The organism is Agrobacterium tumefaciens (assembly GCF_013318015.2).
Classification (GTDB): domain Bacteria; phylum Pseudomonadota; class Alphaproteobacteria; order Rhizobiales; family Rhizobiaceae; genus Agrobacterium; species Agrobacterium tumefaciens.
The window spans coordinates 1,859,496-1,879,158 of sequence record NZ_CP115842.1 but is presented as its reverse complement, the minus strand read 5'-3'; the positions used below and the strand labels follow the sequence as shown (position 1 = coordinate 1,879,158).

The 19,663-nt window shown below is 55.4% G+C and carries 15 protein-coding genes and 1 pseudogene; 15 read left to right on the top strand and 1 reads right to left on the bottom strand.

Going from position 1 to position 19,663, the window contains the following annotated elements; translation table 11 throughout:
- The first annotated feature begins 171 nt into the window (after window positions 1–171).
- Both G6L97_RS21980 and dinB read left to right on the top strand, forming a co-directional pair.
- The gene (locus G6L97_RS21980) at window positions 172–2,238 is read left to right on the top strand and encodes an ATP-dependent helicase (RefSeq protein ID WP_174003779.1); all 2,067 of its coding nucleotides are present in this window, start codon (window positions 172–174) and stop codon (window positions 2,236–2,238) included.
- Between the two features lie 23 nt (window positions 2,239–2,261).
- The gene (gene dinB, locus G6L97_RS21975) at window positions 2,262–3,341 is read left to right on the top strand and encodes a DNA polymerase IV (RefSeq protein WP_035200330.1); all 1,080 of its coding nucleotides are present in this window, start codon (window positions 2,262–2,264) and stop codon (window positions 3,339–3,341) included.
- A gap of 298 nt (window positions 3,342–3,639) precedes the next feature.
- On the opposite strand, the gene G6L97_RS21970 is transcribed toward dinB, so the two are convergent.
- The gene (locus G6L97_RS21970; RefSeq protein WP_174003776.1) at window positions 3,640–5,811 is read right to left on the bottom strand and encodes a TonB-dependent siderophore receptor; all 2,172 of its coding nucleotides are present in this window, start codon (window positions 5,809–5,811) and stop codon (window positions 3,640–3,642) included.
- A gap of 272 nt (window positions 5,812–6,083) precedes the next feature.
- On the opposite strand from G6L97_RS21970, the gene G6L97_RS21965 reads away from it, so the two are divergent.
- From G6L97_RS21965 to G6L97_RS21905, 13 genes and pseudogenes are all read left to right on the top strand, one after another.
- Window positions 6,084–6,908, top strand: coding sequence for an ABC transporter ATP-binding protein (locus tag G6L97_RS21965; protein WP_174003774.1), 825 nt, complete (start codon window positions 6,084–6,086; stop codon window positions 6,906–6,908).
- Window positions 6,905–7,948: a FecCD family ABC transporter permease gene (locus G6L97_RS21960; RefSeq protein WP_174003772.1), complete on the top strand. Its 1,044-nt coding sequence runs from the start codon at window positions 6,905–6,907 to the stop codon at window positions 7,946–7,948. Before G6L97_RS21965 ends, G6L97_RS21960 begins: the two co-directional genes overlap by 4 nt.
- Window positions 7,945–8,985, top strand: a complete 1,041-nt coding sequence (locus G6L97_RS21955) for a FecCD family ABC transporter permease (RefSeq protein ID WP_174003770.1) — start codon at window positions 7,945–7,947, stop codon at window positions 8,983–8,985. Before G6L97_RS21960 ends, G6L97_RS21955 begins: the two co-directional genes overlap by 4 nt.
- A gap of 7 nt (window positions 8,986–8,992) precedes the next feature.
- Window positions 8,993–9,952, top strand: coding sequence for an ABC transporter substrate-binding protein (locus tag G6L97_RS21950; protein ID WP_174003769.1), 960 nt, complete (start codon window positions 8,993–8,995; stop codon window positions 9,950–9,952).
- A 96-nt stretch (window positions 9,953–10,048) separates the two neighbouring features.
- A complete protein-coding gene (locus G6L97_RS21945; protein ID WP_174003768.1) occupies window positions 10,049–10,945 on the top strand; it encodes a MurR/RpiR family transcriptional regulator in 897 nt (298 codons plus the stop codon).
- Window positions 10,946–11,098: 153 nt separating this feature from the next.
- Window positions 11,099–11,668, top strand: a complete 570-nt coding sequence (gene rfbC / locus G6L97_RS21940; protein WP_407655364.1) for a dTDP-4-dehydrorhamnose 3,5-epimerase — start codon at window positions 11,099–11,101, stop codon at window positions 11,666–11,668.
- Window positions 11,669–11,670: 2 nt separating this feature from the next.
- Complete coding sequence (gene rfbB, locus G6L97_RS21935) at window positions 11,671–12,726, top strand: dTDP-glucose 4,6-dehydratase (RefSeq protein ID WP_174003873.1); 1,056 nt, start codon at window positions 11,671–11,673, stop codon at window positions 12,724–12,726.
- A 5-nt stretch (window positions 12,727–12,731) separates the two neighbouring features.
- Window positions 12,732–13,625 (top strand): dTDP-4-dehydrorhamnose reductase, encoded by an 894-nt coding sequence (gene rfbD, locus G6L97_RS21930; protein ID WP_174003766.1) that lies wholly within the window; start codon window positions 12,732–12,734, stop codon window positions 13,623–13,625.
- A complete protein-coding gene (rfbA, locus tag G6L97_RS21925) occupies window positions 13,622–14,488 on the top strand; it encodes a glucose-1-phosphate thymidylyltransferase RfbA (RefSeq protein WP_174003764.1) in 867 nt (288 codons plus the stop codon). The genes rfbD and rfbA overlap by 4 nt, the downstream gene beginning before the upstream one ends.
- A 177-nt stretch (window positions 14,489–14,665) precedes the next feature.
- Window positions 14,666–15,931: a rhamnan synthesis F family protein gene (locus G6L97_RS21920; protein WP_174003762.1), complete on the top strand. Its 1,266-nt coding sequence runs from the start codon at window positions 14,666–14,668 to the stop codon at window positions 15,929–15,931.
- A 2-nt stretch (window positions 15,932–15,933) separates the two neighbouring features.
- Window positions 15,934–16,779 (top strand): glycosyltransferase family 2 protein, encoded by an 846-nt coding sequence (locus G6L97_RS21915; protein WP_174003760.1) that lies wholly within the window; start codon window positions 15,934–15,936, stop codon window positions 16,777–16,779.
- An 82-nt stretch (window positions 16,780–16,861) separates the two neighbouring features.
- The gene (locus tag G6L97_RS21910) at window positions 16,862–18,637 is read left to right on the top strand and encodes a rhamnan synthesis F family protein (RefSeq protein ID WP_174003758.1); all 1,776 of its coding nucleotides are present in this window, start codon (window positions 16,862–16,864) and stop codon (window positions 18,635–18,637) included.
- A 72-nt stretch (window positions 18,638–18,709) separates the two neighbouring features.
- Window positions 18,710–19,629: pseudogene (locus G6L97_RS21905) on the top strand (IS3 family transposase); the annotation flags it as partial.
- Window positions 19,630–19,663 lie beyond the last annotated feature (34 nt).

Below are 19,663 nucleotides of genomic sequence, written 5' to 3'. Positions count from 1 at the left end.
TGAGGCTGCGAATATCGATCAGCCAGGTTTGTCCACCGCAGTGTGGAGGGCATAGACATTCGTTCATTATTTGTTCTAGCCTGCTGTTTGAGTTTTTGCTAATCATTGCAACAAGAGTGCTTTTGAAAAATGCCGTCGTCGTGCGGATAGGCAAATATCAAGGATGCAGGCATGGCGGTTGCCTATCTGGACAAACTGAACGAGCAGCAACGCAAGGCCGTGGAACATGGCGTTGGGCCTTCAGGCGGACACACGGCTGGACCGTTGCTGATTATCGCCGGTGCCGGTTCCGGCAAGACCAATACGCTGGCGCACCGGGTGGCGCATCTGATCGTCAATGGCGCCGATCCTCGCCGTATCCTGCTGATGACGTTTTCACGGCGTGCCGCCTCCGAAATGTCGCGTCGTGTCGAGCGTATCTGCAAGCAGGTCATCGGCGCTAACGCCGGAGCCCTCACGGATGCGATGGCCTGGTCCGGCACGTTTCACGGGATCGGCGCGCGCCTCTTGCGAATCTATGCGGAACAGATTGGACTGGACGTGGATTTCACGATCCACGACCGCGAAGACAGCGCTGATCTGATGAACCTTGCCCGTCACGAACTGGGTTTCTCCAAGACCGAGAGCCGTTTTCCGACAAAGGGCACCTGCCTTGCGATCTATTCGCGCGCCGTCAATTCACAAACGCCGCTGAAAGAAATCCTGCGCCAGCACTATCCATGGGTGTCCAGCTGGGAAGAAGAGCTCAAGCAATTATTCGCCGCCTATGTGGAGGCCAAGCAGGCCCAGAACGTTCTCGATTACGACGACCTTCTGCTCTACTGGGCCCAGATGGTCAGCGATCCCGACCTTGCAGGCGATATCGGCAATCGTTTCGACCACGTTATGGTCGACGAATATCAGGATACCAACCGGCTGCAGGCCGCGGTGCTGATGGCACTGAAGCCGGGCGGTCGCGGGTTGACCGTGGTAGGTGACGATGCCCAGTCGATCTATTCGTTCCGGGCAGCAACGGTGCGCAATATCCTTGATTTTCCGGCATCGTTCAGCCCGGCTGCCGATATTATCACCCTTGATCGCAACTATCGCTCGACACAGCCGATACTGGCTGCCGCCAATGGTGTCATCGACCTTGCCCGTGAGCGATTCACCAAAAACCTCTGGACCGAACGACAGTCGCTCGAGCGACCGAAGCTCGTGACAGTAAAAAGCGAAACCGAGCAGGCGAACTTCATTATCGACCAGGTGCTGGCCAATCGTGAGACCGGCATGACGCTGAAGCAACAGGCCGTGCTGTTTCGCACCTCCAGTCATAGCGGGCCGCTTGAAGTTGAACTTACACGCCGCAATATTCCCTTCGTCAAATTTGGCGGCCTGAAGTTTCTCGACAGTGCCCATGTAAAGGACATGCTGGCGGTATTGCGTTTCGCGCAAAACCCGCGTGACCGCGTCGCAGGTTTCAGGCTACTTCAGATGCTGCCGGGTATCGGGCCGAAGAAAGCCGGCAATATTCTCGATAAGATTGCGGCGGATCCTGAACCTCTGCTCGCCCTAGCCGAAATTCCGCCGCCACCCAAAACCGGTGATGACTGGGTATCCTTCGTGCAGTTGCTGGCGAACATGCGAAAATTGCACGGCGGCTGGCCATCAGATATCGAGCAGGCGCGGCTCTGGTATGAGCCCCACCTCGAACGCATCCATGAGGATGCCGAGACGCGGAAGGCCGATTTGCTGCAACTCGAGCAGATTGCCGGCGGCTATCCTTCCCGCGAACGCTTCCTCACCGAACTGACGCTCGATCCGCCGGATGCCACCAGCGATCAGGCAGGCGTGCCGCTGCTCGATGAGGATTATCTGACGCTTTCAACCATTCATTCGGCAAAAGGCCAGGAGTGGCGTTCCGTCTTTATCCTGAACGTGGTCGATGGCTGCATACCCTCCGATCTGGGTGTCGGCTCCACGCATGAAGTCGAGGAGGAACGCCGGCTGCTCTATGTCGCCATGACGCGCGCCAAGGACAGCCTGTCACTGATAACCCCGCAACGGTTCTTCACCCATGGCCAGAACGCGCAGGGCGACCGGCATGTCTATGCCGCTAGAACCCGCTTCATACCGGCAACTTTGCTGCAGTTCTTTGAAACCGCCACCTGGCCCCTGGTTTCGGCCGCAGCCTCCGAGCGCAGCGCGCAGCAGATCCGCATCGATGTAGGCGCGCGGATGCGGGCGATGTGGAAATAGGGAAGATCGTACAGGCTGGAACGATGGATAACACGGCTGTTCGAAAGATCATCCATATCGACATGGATGCCTTTTATGCATCGGTGGAGCAACGCGACAACCCCGCACTTCGCGGCCTGCCGGTCGCCGTCGGCGGATCGGCCGCACGAGGCGTGGTGGCTGCGGCGAGTTACGAGGCGAGAACCTTCGGCGTCCATTCAGCCATGCCGTCCGTCACTGCCAAACGGAAATGCCCGGATCTGATCTTCGTACCGCCACGCTTCGAGGTATACCGGCAGGTGTCGCAACAGATACGCGAGATATTTGCCGAATATACCCCTCTGATCGAGCCGCTATCGCTCGACGAAGCCTATCTCGATGTCACCGAAAACCTGAAAGGCATGGAGATCGCCACCGAAATTGCGCTGGAGATCCGCGCAAAAATCAAGGCGGTCACCAGCCTCAATGCATCTGCCGGCATCTCCTACAACAAGTTTCTGGCCAAGATGGCAAGCGACCTGAACAAACCGAATGGCCAGGCCGTCATTACGCCGAAGAATGGGCCTGGCTTTGTTGAAGCCCTGGCCGTCAAGAAATTCCATGGCGTAGGACCCGCCACGGCCGAGCGGATGAAACGGCACGGCATCGAAACAGGGCTCGATCTCAAGTCGAAATCACTCGGTTTTCTGCAACAGCATTTCGGGAAGTCCGGCCCTTACTTCTACAACATCGCCCGCGGTATCGATGAACGACAGGTCAAGCCCGATCGCATCCGCAAATCTGTCGGTGCAGAAGACACATTCGCCGAGGATATCGACGATCTCAATCTGGCGAAGGCGGAGCTTGGCCCTTTGGCTCAGAAAGTATGGCGTTATTGCGAGGCCCACGACATCACGGGAAAGACGGTGACCGTGAAAATCAAATATTCGGATTTCAGCCAGGCGACACGCAGCAAAACAGTGTCGGGAGCCGTGTCTGACCTCGCAACGATCCAGGAGATGTCAGAGAGCCTGCTTGCCTCCGTCTTTCCATTCAAACGTCCGGTAAGGCTGTTGGGGATTACCCTTTCCTCGCTGAGCACCGAAGAGAGTGAAGAGGAAGCGCAGCTCGCGCTTGGCCTGTGATGCCCCTGTCCCGAAAACGAAAAAGCCTGCCGCGGGAGGAGGTGCGGCAGGCTTTCCGAAATTTCGAACAACGGCTGGGAGGAGGAGTGCCATTGTTCACAAGACAACCCTTGGGAGGAGGATAGGGTCATCTCAATCCGAAGCTTTGCGGGAGGAGGTGCATCGCTTCGATGAAAACAAGATACCCGGTTTTGCCGCATATTAAATAGGCTTTAATGCAGCGCAGACATGCAAGAAACGCACGAGTCTGCTTTCATCAGCAGCGGCAAGACCCAGATGGATTGCGCCGCCTGTACCCTTAGAATTTCACGCTGGCCGTGAGGCTGACGTTGAAGGGCTCGCCGACAGCATTGGCGTAGCTGGTGGAGCCAATGGATGAGGTATAATAGCTTTTGTCGAAGATGTTCTTCAGATTGAGCTGTAGGGTCACCGGTTTCTCCAGCTGAAGCGTATAGGTCGCAAAGGCGTCGAACACGGCATAACCCGGCAGGTCATAGGAATTGTCGTTGATGCCGGCACGCTGGCCGACGGCCCGCACTCCTCCGCCGATCCGCAGCGTGTTGCCGTTCGGCCCGACCTCACCGACATCATAGGCAAGAAACAGCGAGCCGGTGTGACGCGCGACATTCGGCAAGCGCTTGCCGGCATAGGTGGAATCTTCGAGAACGAGAGCGTCCGTATAGGCATAACTTGCGATTAGATCGAGACTATCGGTAAGGTTGCCGGCAATATCCACCTCCACCCCGCGCGAGCGAACGAGACCGGCGGCCTTCACCGTCGACACACCGCCTACATCCTCCGAATAGGCGACATTGCGCTTGCGGGCATTAAACAAAGCAATATTGGCATTCAAACCGGTGAACAGGTCGAACTTGGCGCCCACCTCATAGGAAATGCCCTCCTCCGGATCGAGCCCGCCATAATAGGCTCCGATCGAGGATTGCGGGCGGAAGGTTTTCGCCACATTGGCATAAAGGGATGCATTCGGCGTGATCTTGTAGACGAGACCAGCATTGGGGATGAGTTCGCCGCCATTGTTCTGGGTGTTGACGACGAAGGGGCGGCCTTTGCCGGCATAGATGTCGTAATACTGGTAGCGCAAACCGCCGACAGCGATCCATTGATCGCCCAGATGCACGGCGTCCTGCATATAGATCGAAGCAGTGGAAAGCTCCTCCGTCTGGTCGCTGTCGACGGCCCTGACCGTCGTGCACGCCGGCAACCTGCCGTAAACGGGATTGTTAATGTTGAAATTCGAGGAATTTGCGCATCGCAACATGTTGGTGCGCAGCGTGTCGCTGTAATCGTAGGACATGCCGAACAGCAGATCGTTGCGCAGGCCACCAATATCAGCCTCACCGGTCAGGTCAGCGCGGGCCGCGTGGTTGTAGATGGTGGAATATTGCGTGGCGTCAGCGCGCCGCGTCACCTGCCCCGTGCGGGAATTGTAACCCATCACGCGGGCCTGGTTGTCGGAATATTCGTTTTGGCTATAGGCGTAGTTCAGCGACAGTTTCCAGTCTTCGGACAATTGGCGGTCTATTGAGATACTCGCCAGATCGGATTTGCCATCGGTGATGTTATAGGCCTCGTCCAGCCTGAGACGTCGGCTGACATTGATTGCCTTTCCTGTCGCCGGATCGAAGATCGTGCCGCGATCGAAGGGCACGCTGTAATCCTCATGCATATAGGAAACCGTAATGTCGGTATCCTCGCCGCTCCATTTTAGCGAGGGTGCGATCAGCCAGTTCTTCTTCTCACCAAAATTGCGCCAGTAGTCGCTGTTCTCCCCCTGACCGATCAGGCGATAGGAAAAATCCGTTCCCGCAATAGGTCCGGTCACATCGAAACCGCCGGATGCACCATACTTGCCCGCCCCAAAGGCTGAGAAGCGCGAATAGGCTTCGGCAGAGAAAGTATCCTCGGGCTTCTTCGTCACGACATTCACCATGCCGCCCGGATCGAGAATGCCGTAGAGCGTGGAGGCTGGCCCTTTCAGCACTTCCACTCGCTCCGCCATATCGTTGAAGGAATGCGGCAATGCGGTCTTTAGCCCGTTGATGAGGATCGAGCCGTCGCGGTTGTCACCAAAACCACGGCGGATAACGGCATCCTGCGTGCCGCCCAGCGTGTTTGACTGGGTAACGCCACTGACATTGGCGAGAGCATCATCCAGCGAGCGCGCCTGCTGGTCGCGAAGCACTTCATTGGTCACGACGTTAACCGATTGCGGAATATCGAGGATCGGCGTCTCGGTGCGCGTCGCAGTGCCCGTGGTTATCGGCTGATAACCGCGCGCGCCTTTTTTGACGTCGGCATTAACGGTTATCGTCTCAAGCACGGTCGTCTCGTCGGCATTTTTCTTCGGTGCCGTATTCTCCTGCGCAAAAGCAGGCAGGGCAACTCCGGCCAGAAGCAACGCCAACAGCGCTCGCGAGCCTACCTGAATGATCATCGAACCGTCATGCATCTGTCTTGTCCCCGGCTGCCCCTTACGTCATCGCGACGATGATGCACCGCTCTTTCAATTGATGAATGTAGTAGTCAACTTTAATTCGGCTTGTCACCGGCGAAACATCTGGCGAATGCGCGCTCCCTCATGCCTCCACAGTTCTGATTCGAGGCCCAGATCGTCGCTTTTTGTGCAAATCACCGCGTAAAAACCGGCTTTTCGAAAGCTGTATACTTGACTACTACAGTCATCAATAATTCTGGTGGCGGCTCATTCAAACGGGGAAGATCTTGGACGACGGTGGCAAAAATAGACGCGCGGACATACGTCTTGCGGCCAAGGCAATTGAGTTTGCCTATGGCGACACGCCCGTGCTTGCCGACGTGTCCATAGACGTTGCCCCGAACCGATTCACCGTTCTGCTCGGTCCGAACGGGTCGGGAAAATCGACGCTTCTCTCCGCACTTGCCCGCCTGCACCGCCCGGCAGGCGGCCATATCCTTCTCGACGGCCGCGACATATTTCATCATCCCACACGGGAAGTGGCGAAGCGGCTTGGCATGCTGGCACAGCAGAACCACACGCCGGAAGGGCTTTCGGTCTTCGATCTCGTCTCCCGTGGCCGCTACCCGCATCAGGGATTTTTGAAGCAGTGGAGCGAGGAAGACGCGGACGCAGTGGACGAGGCACTTTCCGTGACCGGCATGTCAGGCCTTGCCGAAAGAGCAATCGACAGCCTCTCCGGCGGCCAGCGCCAGCGCGCGTGGATCGCCATGGCGCTTGCGCAGCAGACAGATGTCATCCTGCTGGACGAACCGACGACATTTCTGGATCTGCACCACCAGATAGAGGTGCTGGATATGCTGGCTGGCCTCGTCACCAACCACAACCGCACGATCGTTGCCGTGCTGCATGATATCAATCTCGCCCTGCAATATGCCGATCACCTGATTTTTCTAAAGGATGGACGGCTGCGGCACCGGCTGGAAACAGCGACGCTGTGCGATGCCCAAATCATCTCGGACGTTTTCGACATGCCTGTCGCCCAGCTGACGCATCCGGTCACGGCGAGGCCGGTTTTCCTTCCCCTGCCCGGACGGACTGGCGCGGCATGATGTTCGCCAGGATGAGCTACAGCAAGCCCGCCATGCAGGAACAGGCCTATGGCCGCGCGCTTGTGGCAACACTGCTTATGCTTCTGGCCATGCTGCTTCTGATTCTGGCACATATTGGCTCTGGCCCGCGCGCCATTGCCCCACATGTTCTGAACGACCTGATATTTTCCTACGACGCCCGCAATTTCGACCAGCAGGTTTTGCTGCGTCTGCGGCTTCCGCGTCTGCTTGCGGCGCTGCAAGCCGGCGCCTGCCTTGGAGTGGCAGGGCTTCTGTTGCAGACCCTGCTTCGAAACCCGCTGGGCGAGCCGCATATTCTGGGGTTAAATGCGGGCGCGAGCCTCGCCGTCGTCGCGGCGACCGTGACGCCGCTGGGGTTAATCGCAACGCCGGCCTTGCGCCCTGTGCTGGCGGCCACCGGCGCAGGCATCAGCTTCTGGCTCGTCCTTCTGCTCGCGTCCGCCGGACGGCAGGGTCTGACGCCAGCAAAACTCGTCTTTTGCGGCATCTCGCTGTCGACGCTTGCCGGAACCCTTACCTCCGCCATCCTCATTCTCAACGAGGAAACATTACAGCAGATGCGCTTCTGGCTGGTTGGCGATACGGCAGGCATTTCGATGGCAGCCGTCGCCGCCGCCCTGCCTGCCGCCATTATCGCACTTCTCCTTGCATTTGTCGTCGCGCCGCGACTCGATCTGCTCGCTTTGGGTGACACCACCGCCACAACGCTTGGCGTACCTGTCCGCTCGACCCGAATCTTGGCGCTTGCCGCAATATCGCTGTTCTGTGGCGCGGCCATAGCCGTCACCGGGCCTATCGGTTTCGTCGGTCTGGTGGTGCCGCCACTCGTGTCGCGGCTAAGAACGGGGCGGCTTCTGCTTGCCATTCCCATAGCCGCGCTCGGCGGCGCGGTTTTACTGATCGCCGCCGATCTCGCCGCCCGCCTGATCCTTGCGCCAAAGGAACTGCCGACTGGGGCAATGACCGGCCTTGTCGGGGCCCCGGTCTTTCTCTGGTTGGTGCGCAGGGTGCTGAAATGAACCGTTACAGGGTCATCAGACTGGCGCATTTTTCAATTCGCCTCTTGCCGCAGCGGCTGGCTATTATGGTGACGCTTACCCTTTGCCTTACGCTTGTCGCCGTCTGGTCGCTCACCGCCGGCAGCCAATATATCCCGGCCTCCTCCCTGTGGTCTTTATTGACCGCTGGAAATAATGATCCCGCCTCGAATGACGCCGTGATGGTTCTCGACTTTCGCTTTTCGCGCCTGGCGCTTGCCATGGTCTCCGGCGCCATGCTGGGCGTTGCCGGTGCCATCATGCAAGCGACCACACGCAACAGCCTTGCCGACCCGGGTCTGCTCGGCGTGCGCGAAGGCGCGTTGCTCGCGGTGCTGGGCTGCCTGTTTTTGTTGCCATCCCTGCCGGTGATATTCCGCCCCCTGGCCGGTATCGCCGGTGGGATGGCGAGTGCTGCAATCGTCTTTTCGCTTTCCGGTGTCACCTCACGGCTGCGCTTCGTTCTGACGGGTATCGGCTTCTCATGGTTTTTATCAGCTTTGCTGCTTATCCTTATGGCATCGCTTGATATCCGCAATTTGCAGACGGCGATGATCTGGATGGTAGGAAACCTGCAAGGCGCATCCTGGAGCGCCGTCTCCATCCTTTCAGCCATCCTGGCCATCACCCTTTGTCTTGTTCTCCTCACCGCCCGTGCCGCCGATGTTCAGGCGCTCGGCGACAATAATGCAGCGGCACTCGGCGTTCACACCCGCTGGCTATCAGCGCTGCATGTCATCCTTGCGGTCGTTCTCACCGCGTCCTGTATCTCCTTTATCGGCAGCATCGGTTTTGTCGGCCTGATCGGCCCGCATATCGCCCGACTTTTGCTGCCGGGCAGCTCCCATACCGGGCTTGTTATGGGCGCGGGTCTGGCAGGAGCGACGCTGGTTGCAATTGCCGATACGATTGCCCGAACCGCTTTTTCACCGCTGGAATTGCCGACCGGGCTCGTTCTTTCGGCCGTGGGCGCCCCCACGCTTCTTACCCTTCTTTGGTTTCACCGGCACCGCCTATAGGTCTTTCATGCGCAATACCATTCTCGCTTTCGTTTCAACCGCCGGACTTCTTCTGGGGGTATGCGTTGCTCACGCGGAGGGCAGCCGGACCTTTACCGACGACCTCGGCCGCACCGTGTCTGTCCCCTTACAGCCGAAACGTATCGTCGCCCTGCACGACATCGATCTCACCATCCCGCTGATAGAATTGGGTGTGATACCAGTGGGTAGCCATGGCCGCATGGGTGGAGACGGCAAACCCTACCTGCGCTCCAGCGCCATTCTGACCGGTGTCGATTTCGACAATAGCGACATTGCCTATATCGGCTCCATCAACGCCGATCTGGAAGCGATAGTCGCCCTCAAGCCCGATCTCATCCTGACCGAACCGGACCGCCCCACCCCTATCGAAAAACTGGAACAGATTGCCCCGACCGTCGCCATCGACAATACGAAGGACGGCGCGCCGCATATCTACAGGGTGCTGGCTGAACTGACCGGCACGCAGGCGCGACTTGCCGTTCTGGACCGACGCTACCGGGCGCAGATCGAAGCGCTGAAGGCCTCGGTCGATACCGGCGCGAGCACTGTCTCGGTGTTCCAGCCACTAAATGGCAAGATCAGCGTCTACCATACGTATCGTGCGCTCGGCCGGGTGCTGCGAGATGCCGGTTTTCGTTTCCCAGCCATCATCGACAATATTCCAGACGGCGAGCGCATCGAGATCAGCGCCGAGCGCTTGCCGGAACTCGACGCCGACTTTATTTTCGATCCGTATCGTTCCGATACCGGCGCTTCTCCGCAGGCCGAAATCGACATGATGGAAGCTGTAATGCCGGGTTTCTGCAATTTTCTGCAGGCCTGCCGCAACGGTCGCTACATCCTTCTGCCGCGGGAAGAGGCAATCTCCAACTCCTATGCCGCTCTCAGCCTCATGGTCTCCGCCATCCAGTCGCACCTGACGAAAAGGCCGACGGCTGAAAAGTGAAGGGAACGATCGCGGCGACAAAAGCACTTGCCTGCCAGCTTGGCGCCCTGCTAGTCCGTGAAGAAGAGTAAGAAACTCACCTTCACGGAAAGTCCCATGACGACTGGCGAAACCCGTACATCAAGGCCTAGGCATACAGACCGTTTCGGTGAGCAATTGCGCAAGCGGCGCGACCGTCTTTCGCCAGGGCTGCTTGCCGTTGCCGAATATATAGACGGCCACCGCCATGCCGTTCTCTGTAAATCGGCGCTGGAGATCGGCTTTGAGACCAATACCTCCGATGCGACGGTCATTCGCGCCATTCAGGCGCTTGGGTTTCAGGGGCTGGTCGACCTCAAGGAAACTCTGGAGGCCTATCTCGGCGTGACGGATTCGCCGGTTGAAAAATTGGCTGCTACCACGAAATCCATATTGGGTAACTGCGACGCGGCAATCGACTTCGTTCTCGAGAACCAGAAAACCGCGCTGGAAATGCTGGCCACTGTGGAAAACCGCGACGCCATGGCCGCCGCCGTGCGTCTTCTAGCGGATGCACGCGGCATCGGCGTCCTCGGCATCGGAGCCTCCGGCATTATCGCCACCTACGCCGCCCGGCTGTTCCAGCGCTCCGGCGTTCGCTCCTATGCGCTGAACGCCACCGGCATCACGCTTGCCGAACAATTGCTCGACCTTGAAAACGGCCACGTCCTCATCATGCTCCTGCACGGCCGCGCCCACCGCGAAGCCCAAACCGCAATCGCTGAGGCCGGTCGCCTCGACATCCCGATTATCATGCTGCTCGGCCAGGAAGACAGCGTGCTCAAAAAACACGCCAACGCTTATCTCCTGCTGCCCCGTGCAAAGAACGAAGGGGTAGCGCTACACGCCCCATCCTTCATTGCCATGGAAACCATGGCGCTCGCCCTCTCCGCTGCCCGCCCCGATCGAAGCCTTGAGACACTGGAAAGACTGGTGGAACTGAGGACATCGATCAGGCCGCATAAACGGACATAGTCTTGGGCGAGATACAGACCCGGCACGTTTTCCGCTATACTCTCTGCTGCAGAGCAAGAGACTCTTGTGTGGTGGACCGATAAAGCGTTATTGACTGTCCGTAGCGATGAAGTCATATCATCCTACGCAGGTAGACCAGACAGGATCCACGAAGTGCAGGTAGAAGCATTCTCGATTTCAGACGTAAAAAAGATAATTCCGGCTCGGTTTGGCGACAGCAGGGGTTACTTCAGCGAAGTTTTCAAACGGGAATGGTTTCGCGAGAATGTCTCGGATGTCGAATTCGTGCAGGACAATGAATCTCTATCCGCACAGGCCGGAACTGTTCGTGGCCTTCACTTCCAGACGCCACCCTTTGCACAGGGCAAACTCGTTCGCTGCATTCGTGGACGACTATTGGACGTTGCGGTCGATATCAGAACCGGATCACCCACTTTTGGACAATGGGCAGCCGTTGAGCTTTCACCGGAGAACGGCGAGCAGCTGTGGATCCCGGCAGGCTTTGCCCATGGTTTCATGACGCTGGTTGACGACACCGTTATCTCCTACAAGGTGACAGCTCCCTACAGCGCCGCCCATGATCGCGGTGTGAAATGGGATGATCCGGCCATAGGCATCGACTGGCCAAAGATGGACAGTTGCGTGCTTTCAGACAAGGACGCCAAACAGCCGTCTCTGTCCGAATTGCCTGAATATTTCACCTATCAAAAAACTGGAAACTGATGATGCGCGTTCTAGTCACCGGCGGCGCCGGATTTATCGGGTCGGCCCTTGTGCGCTATCTCGTAAGCGAAGTCGGCGCGGATGTTCTAACAGTCGACAAGCTGACCTACGCGGGAAATCTGGCTTCACTGAAGCCTATCGAAAACGCGCCAAACCACCGCTTTCTTCAGGCGGATATATGCGACCGTGCCGCAATGAATGACGCTTTCGCGACATTTCAGCCGGACTATGTGATGCATCTGGCAGCCGAAAGCCATGTCGACCGCTCCATCACGGGCGCGGCTGATTTTATTCAGACCAATATCAATGGCACTTTCACGATGCTGGAAGCAGCACGGCAATATTGGAACGGCCTTGCCGAAGACGCAAAATCAGCCTTCCGCGTGCTTCACGTCTCGACCGACGAGGTTTACGGTTCACTCGGAGAGCATGGCCTCTTCGAAGAAACAACGCCCTACGATCCTTCGTCGCCCTATTCCGCTTCGAAAGCCGCAAGCGACCATCTCGCCACGGCATGGCAGCGGACCTATGGCCTTCCGGTCGTGATTTCCAACTGCTCCAATAATTACGGGCCATTTCACTTCCCGGAAAAACTCATTCCCCTGATCATCCTAAACGCCCTGGAAGGCAAGCCGCTGCCGGTCTATGGAAACGGCGCCAACATCCGCGACTGGCTATATGTGGAAGATCACGCCCGCGCTTTGTGGCTCATTGTCCAGACGGGACTTGTCGGCGAAAAGTACAATGTCGGCGGCAGAAACGAACAGAAGAACATCGATGTGGTGAATTGCATCTGTTCCATTCTGGACGAACTGCGCCCGCAGTCGAAGCCTTATGCCGAGCTTATCAAATATGTCACGGATCGCCCTGGTCACGACGCCCGTTACGCTATCGACGCAACAAAACTCGAAACGGAACTGGGTTGGAAAGCACAGGAAAATTTTGCGACTGGCATCCGCAAAACCATTGAATGGTACCTCGACAATGAGTGGTGGTGGGAGCCGCTGCGTCAAGGCGTCTACTCAGGTGAGCGCCTCGGCGTTCTGACGAAGGACTAAAGCGGATGCGGCTGGCAGTCACCGGAAAAAAAGGACAGGTCGTCAGTGCCCTTCAGGCACTTGCCGGACCAGATCTGGAGATAGTTACTCTGGGTCGGCCGGAAGTTGACCTTGTTCGATCCGACACTATTTTAAAAGCGCTGCGTGACGCAAAGCCCGATGTCGTGGTATCGGCCGCTGCCTACACCGCCGTCGATAAAGCGGAAAGCGAACCGGACATCGCTTTCGCCGTCAATCGGGACGGCGCAAAAGCCGTCGCACTAGCCGCAAATGACGTCGGTGTTCCCGTCATTCATATCTCCACCGATTATGTGTTCGATGGCACCAAGGCAACCGCATACGTCGAGAACGATCCCACAGGACCGGCTTCCGTTTACGGTCGCTCGAAGCTCGAAGGCGAACATGCCGTTTCTGAAAACACCGGCAACTACGCCATTTTGCGAACGGCATGGGTCTATTCGGAATATGGCAGCAATTTCGTAAAAACCATGTTGCGGCTAAGCGAGAGCCGCGACGAGATCAATGTGGTTGCGGACCAGTTTGGATGCCCCACCTCCGCAAATGACATCGCCGCCGGGATTGTGTCGATCGCGAGAAAACTCGCGACGGATCCAGCCCCACATCTTCGCGGCGTTTTTCACATGACCGGAACAGGTGTAACGAACTGGGCGGATTTTGCCAAACAGATATTCGCATTTTCTGCGGAAAGCGGCGGAAAGTCGATGATTGTCAATGACATCACGACCGCACAATACCCTACCCCGGCTCGACGCCCGGCAAACTCCCGGCTTGATTGCAGCAAGCTGGAAGAAGTTTATGGAATAAGATTGCCGGAATGGCAGACATCAACGCGCGCGGTTGTCGCCGCTCTTGCGCAGATCAAAAAGGAAACGCCATGAAGGGCATCATTCTGGCCGGAGGCAGCGGTACGCGTTTGCATCCTATGACATTGGCGGTCTCAAAGCAGATTCTACCGGTCTATGACAAGCCGATGATTTATTATCCGCTGACCACGCTGATGCTGGCCGGCATCCGCGAGATTCTCATTATCTCTACACCCCATGACATGCCGCTATTCCAGTCCCTCCTGGGCGATGGCTCAAAGTGGGGTCTTTCCATTGAATATGCGGTCCAGCCGAGCCCTGATGGGCTAGCGCAGGCCTATATGATCGGTGCGGACTTCGTGGCGGGTTCGCCATCCTGCCTTATTCTGGGTGACAACATCTATTATGGTCACGGACTACCGGAACTTCTGCAGGCCGGCACGAGCGTCAACGATGGAGCGACGGTTTTCGCATATCATGTGAACGATCCCGAGCGTTATGGCGTCGTCGATTTCGATAGCGAAATGCGGGCACTTTCTATCGAGGAAAAACCGGTACAGCCGAAGTCGAACTGGGCTGTTACCGGGTTATATTTCTATGACGCCGATGTGGTGGACATTGTCGCCGATCTCAAGCCCTCGGCACGCGGCGAATATGAGATCACCGATGTAAATCGGATTTATCTCGACCGGGGCAAATTGAAGGTGTCAATCATGGGCCGCGGCTACGCCTGGCTTGACACGGGCACACCCGAAAGCCTCCTCGAAGCTGGCGAATTTGTGCGCACGCTGGAGAAGCGTCAGGGCTTCAAGATAGCGTGTCCAGAAGAGATTGCTCTGAGCAAAGGCTTCATTTCCAATGCGCACTTTGTCGAGATCGCCGAAAAAGCGGGCAAGGGCGATTATGGCGTTTATTTGCGTAAACTTGCGAATGTATGATCTGCTTTCGCTGCATCAAACCACAAAGAGGGCGCGCTCCCTACCCACCCAACTGGGCTCCATCATGAGCATGACTGTCGAAACATGCTTATCCAGGTAAAGATCGCCAAAACGTTCGGACGCATTCCGTTCCGTCCGTTCTTGTTTGACTAACCGTACTTTGAGATGGACTGTCAGATGCCTCAAGTGAAGGAAGTTTCTCTTGAACCAGGGTATTACAAACTCTCGTTTCAGAGCATTGATCCTGAAGTCCGAGCGATTGAACTTCTCGATGCGGATGATGCCGAAAGGTGTTGCAGACTGGATTTAAGCAACGGCCAGCTGCACTACGCCCTGGATTTAAAGAAACCCGTCGAGGCCGGAAATGTTCGTTTTCTAGCTAACAAGCCCATCGAAGGGGAAACAAGTATCGACTTTATCCCTGTTTCCCGGAAATTCTTTTCACTACAAAAAGCGTGGGCAGCTATTCAGCGCCATAGACTTCAAAATTTCGGCCCCGGAGAGAAGCTTCTTTGTCTTTCTGGTGATCAACAGGCGGCAGAATCAGCGGCATTCGCCAATGTGGAATATCGCGCTCTGCGTTTATATGGACTTGATGATCTATCGAAACAGAAGAATGGGTGGGATTGGCTAGATGCGGGATGGCCGCTAGCAGGCTTTTGTCAAAACGCTTTGTCACATCCACCTGTGCGAGCCTGTGTTTATGTTCATCTACACTACATGGAAACATGGCCCGAAATTAAGTCCACCCTTCTTCAAAATGCTATACACTTGGACGTCATCGTCAGCGTTACGGCGGAAAATTTTAATTTTCGGCACGACGTACTTACAACATTTCCAAACGCCAAGATCATCCATATGGAAAATCGCGGCCGGGATGTCGGTCCGTTTATGGAGCTTTTGAAGCAGGGAGTTTTCGAGAACTATGACGCCGTTTGCAAAATTCACGGTAAGCTGTCCCGAAAGAATGGCAACGAAACTATCTCCGGACACCGAATCCGACGCTATACTCTTGCCTGTCTTTTAGCAAATGGTGCCGGCACACATATACTAAAATCCTTTTCCGAAGATCCCGAACTTGGCCTTGTCGGCCCACGAAACTTGAGTTTGCCGCTTGAAGGGAAACCTGTATCGCAATACATAAAGAACGAATTGGGCCACATGCGCGACATATTTAAACGATCGGACGTGACGTTCGACCCTCAGGAAACGCAATTCTTCGTGGGAACGATGTTTTGGTTTCGTCCGGCAGCATTCAACCTGCTTGAGCGTGCCAACATAGGCATCAAAGATTTCCAGCCTGAAAACGGAGCTAAGAAGGGCACGCTCCAACATGGTTTGGAACGTGCCTTTTCCGCTATTGTCAAGCAAGCAGGCTACAAAGTCGCAGCAACACAGCCCACACGGCGGAACGGAACAACATCGATGGTGGAGTTAATTTGAGAGTGCCAAATTTATCCCCGGCAGATGTAACTGTAATTTCGGTCTGCTATAGAAGCGAGGAAGTTGTCCACGGAATGATTGCGTCCGTTCCTGAGCTAACACCTGTTATACTCGTGGATAACGGCGGGAATAGTCGGCTTCATGATTTCCATGAGAATCCCAACATACGTGTCATAAAACTTGATAAAAATGAAGGGTTTGGTCGGGGATGTAACGCTGGAGCAGAGGCCGCAACCACACCTTGGTTGTTGTTTCTAAATCCAGATGCAAGGTTAGCTAAGGGCGCGATCGAGGCTTTGCTAATCGCGGCCGAACGCTACCCGGCTGCTTCTGCCTTCAATCCTCGAATTGCCAATGGTGACTCTACACCATACTTTAAACGGCGCTCTTGGCTCCTAACACGCCGGCAATATATGCCCCGGGGTTGGCCTACTCAAGACAGGCCTGTTTTTATATTGAGCGGAGCAGCGATTTTCGTTTCGAGAGCGATATTTAACGATGCCAAAGGATTCGACCCAAACATCTTCCTTTACCATGAGGACGATGATCTTTCTCTCAGGCTCGCGAAAATTGGGCCGCTTATGTTTATTCGGGATGCACTCATAGTGCATAGTAGCGGATACTCGTCAGGTCGCTCACCCGAAATTGCTCGTTTCAAAGCTTACCATATGGCTAGATCGAGAATTTATACAGGAAAAAAGCACAGGCGACCTTTCCCGTTTTTGTCGGCACTCTGCCAAGCCGTATTTTTGTTTCTTTCGCCTGCAATGCTTTGTTCACCTCGGCGTCGCGCTAAAGCCCTAGGATTCATCCGTGGTATCATCAGCACATATCGCGAGGCGACATGAAGAAAATACCACGCTTCACTTAAAACCGCAGCGAACAAATAGACGATAGAACAAGAGCGATCGGAGCAAGACAAGAATATTGATGTTTACAAAACAAATTATGATATCGACAATAAATAAACACTATTTTGTTGTACAGTCGCAAGATATCGGTCTGTGCGCTGTAGAAATCGACGCCGGCGGAAAAAAAGAAGCGTACTTACTTAACTTACAAAAAACAAAATCCTATTTCTTGGTAAGAACTATCAATGGAAGCAATACGTTCAAATTTACATCCACCTTTCCTATTCACGTATTCAATATCCCGAGAAACAGGAAATGTCGGTTCATCGGGATAAAGTTAAGAGAGATTCTCGACGACCTACGACGCAAACGTGGTACTTATTGGCCGGACGTCCGAACCTCTACGGGAGTACAGCTACGTGAAATAACTTTAGGACGGTTTATGACTCAAGCCGCCTCCAATATAGAACGGCTGGCATTTCATAACTTTCGACTGGCCAAAGGAGTTGACAGTTCTTTGCCACTCACCCCGGTAAAGGACGGTTTCTTTTCCGCTACCGTGCTGAGAGACCTTCTTGCCGAAATTAATAGCAGCGATAGTGAATTCGTTTTTCTGGCGAATGAAAAGAAATTTTCTGAAGCGAGTCGATCCGCTATTCAATATTTACTCCAGCAACGTTTTGGTAAAGTCCACTCTCAACTAGGCCCCGCTTGGCGTTTTATGCAAAGAAATCCTGGAATTGGGCTTTTGACTTGGGACGTCGACGACAGTAGTCGAAGCGGAAAGAAAAACGAGAGAAAGACTAGGCGACTCGCGCAACTCATGAATCTCGATTTAGTAGAGATAAAAAACCGTCCTTCTTTTCCGGCAGTGTGTCTAGTGCGCAAATCTGCGCTTATTTGGTTGAAAACGATGAATATCGAGCCTGCCGATGTCGATAGTGGCGTCTATGACTCCCACACATTACTTAAGCTCATACCAGCCATCGTTGAGAAAGCAGGTTTCGCAACAAGTTCCATGCCTTTGAATGCTGGCGACCAGATTATTGGCCACTCCGTCGTGCAAGCCACATGGGTGGAGCATCGCCCACTCGCGAATCCAGCGGACAAGAACTGCTGTTTATTCGTCGGATTACTCCGAGAGGATGGTCGGTTTGCGCCTCACGCGCTGGCTTACATGCGGGCACTCAAGGAGGAGGGGTTTCACATTTATGGTCTTGGCGTGAGCCTCACGCCTCCAAAGGATGGCAAAGACCCTGGACAGGAGTACTGTGATGGCTTCGCCGCTCGCGCAAATGACGGCCATGATTTCGCCCTCTGGGCAGCCGCGCTGCGGAAACGCCCCGAGATTTGGCAGGCAAAAACCCTACTTTTTGCCAATGACAGCATGATACCTAAACAGCCTTCACTGAAACAGCTTTTCAACCAACTATCTGCCTCTCCCTACGATGTTACTGGACTGACTGATAGCACAATCGGCAGACGTCACCTGCAGAGCTATTTTATTCATCTCAACCAAAAAGCTTTGAATTCTCAAACAGTCCGCAGCTTCTGGGATTCTGTTCTCGCATGGCAAGATAAAGGCCGCATTATCGCGTTGTATGAAATCGGGATGACGACCAAATTAATCCATGCGGGACTAAAATGTGGTCCTCTCTTTGAGACTGACGGCAACGTTGGGAATTGGCGTCATAATCCTTCAATTCACTGTTGGAGAGAGTTAATCAAAAGAGGATTTCCTTTTGTAAAAACTCAAATTATCAAAGATGCGACTGCTGACGGGAGTATACCGGAAGTTGTCGAGTTTCTCGTTGACCAAGGTTTCGAGAAAGATCTGATACCTATTGATAAATAGGAGCCCCGCTGACCTGCCACTGCGAATTTCCTCCAGAATGGATTAGAGTCCGGCCCATTAAAGGACGGACGCATGAAGAAGCAGCGATTTACGGAAGAGCAGATTATTGCGGTGTTGAAGGAGCAGGAGGCTGGCGCGAAGGTGGCCGACCTTTGCCGCAGGCATGGAATTTCAGAAGCAACGTTTTACAACTGGAAAGCCAAATACGGCGGCATGGAGGTCTCTGAGGCGAAGCGGCTGAAGGCGCTTGAGGACGAGAACGCCAGGCTGAAGAAGCTGCTCGCCGAACAGATGCTTGATGCGGCCGCACTCCGCGAGCTTCTCCAAAAAAAATGGTAGGGCCCGCCGCCAAGCGTGAAGCCGTCACGCACCTGAAGACCGTCATGGGGCTTTCGGAACGGCGGGCCTGCCAGATCATATCTGCCGATCGCAAGACGATCCGTTACCGGTCGAACCGACCGGTGGAGACCGAGTTGCGAGCAAGGCTGCGCGAGTTGGCTAATGAGCGACGGCGTTTCGGCTGCCGTCGACTGTTCGTCCTGCTTCGGCGGGAGGGAGAGCCGTCCGGCGTCAATCGCATCTATCGGCTGTATCGCGAGGAAGGGCTTTCAGTACGCAAGCGGAAGGCCCGACGCCGTGCTGTCGGCACGCGTGCTCCGATCCTGGTCGAAGCGAAGGCAAACGCCCGCTGGTCGCTGGATTTCGTCCACGACCAGTTCGCCTGCGGACGGAGGTTTCGGGTGCTCAACATCGTCGATGATGTGACGCGTGAATGCCTGGCAGCAATTCCAGACACCTCAATCTCCGGCCGCCGTGTCGCACGGGAGCTGACGATGCTGATCGAACGACGCGGCAAGCCCGGAATGATTGTCTCCGATAACGGCACCGAACTCACCTCGAATGCCATCCTTGCCTGGTCGAAGGATCACAAGGTCGAGTGGCATTACATCGCGCCGGGAAAGCCCATGCAAAACGGCTATGTCGAGAGCTTCATGTATAGACGGCCCCGCGGGCGCAAGAGGCTTT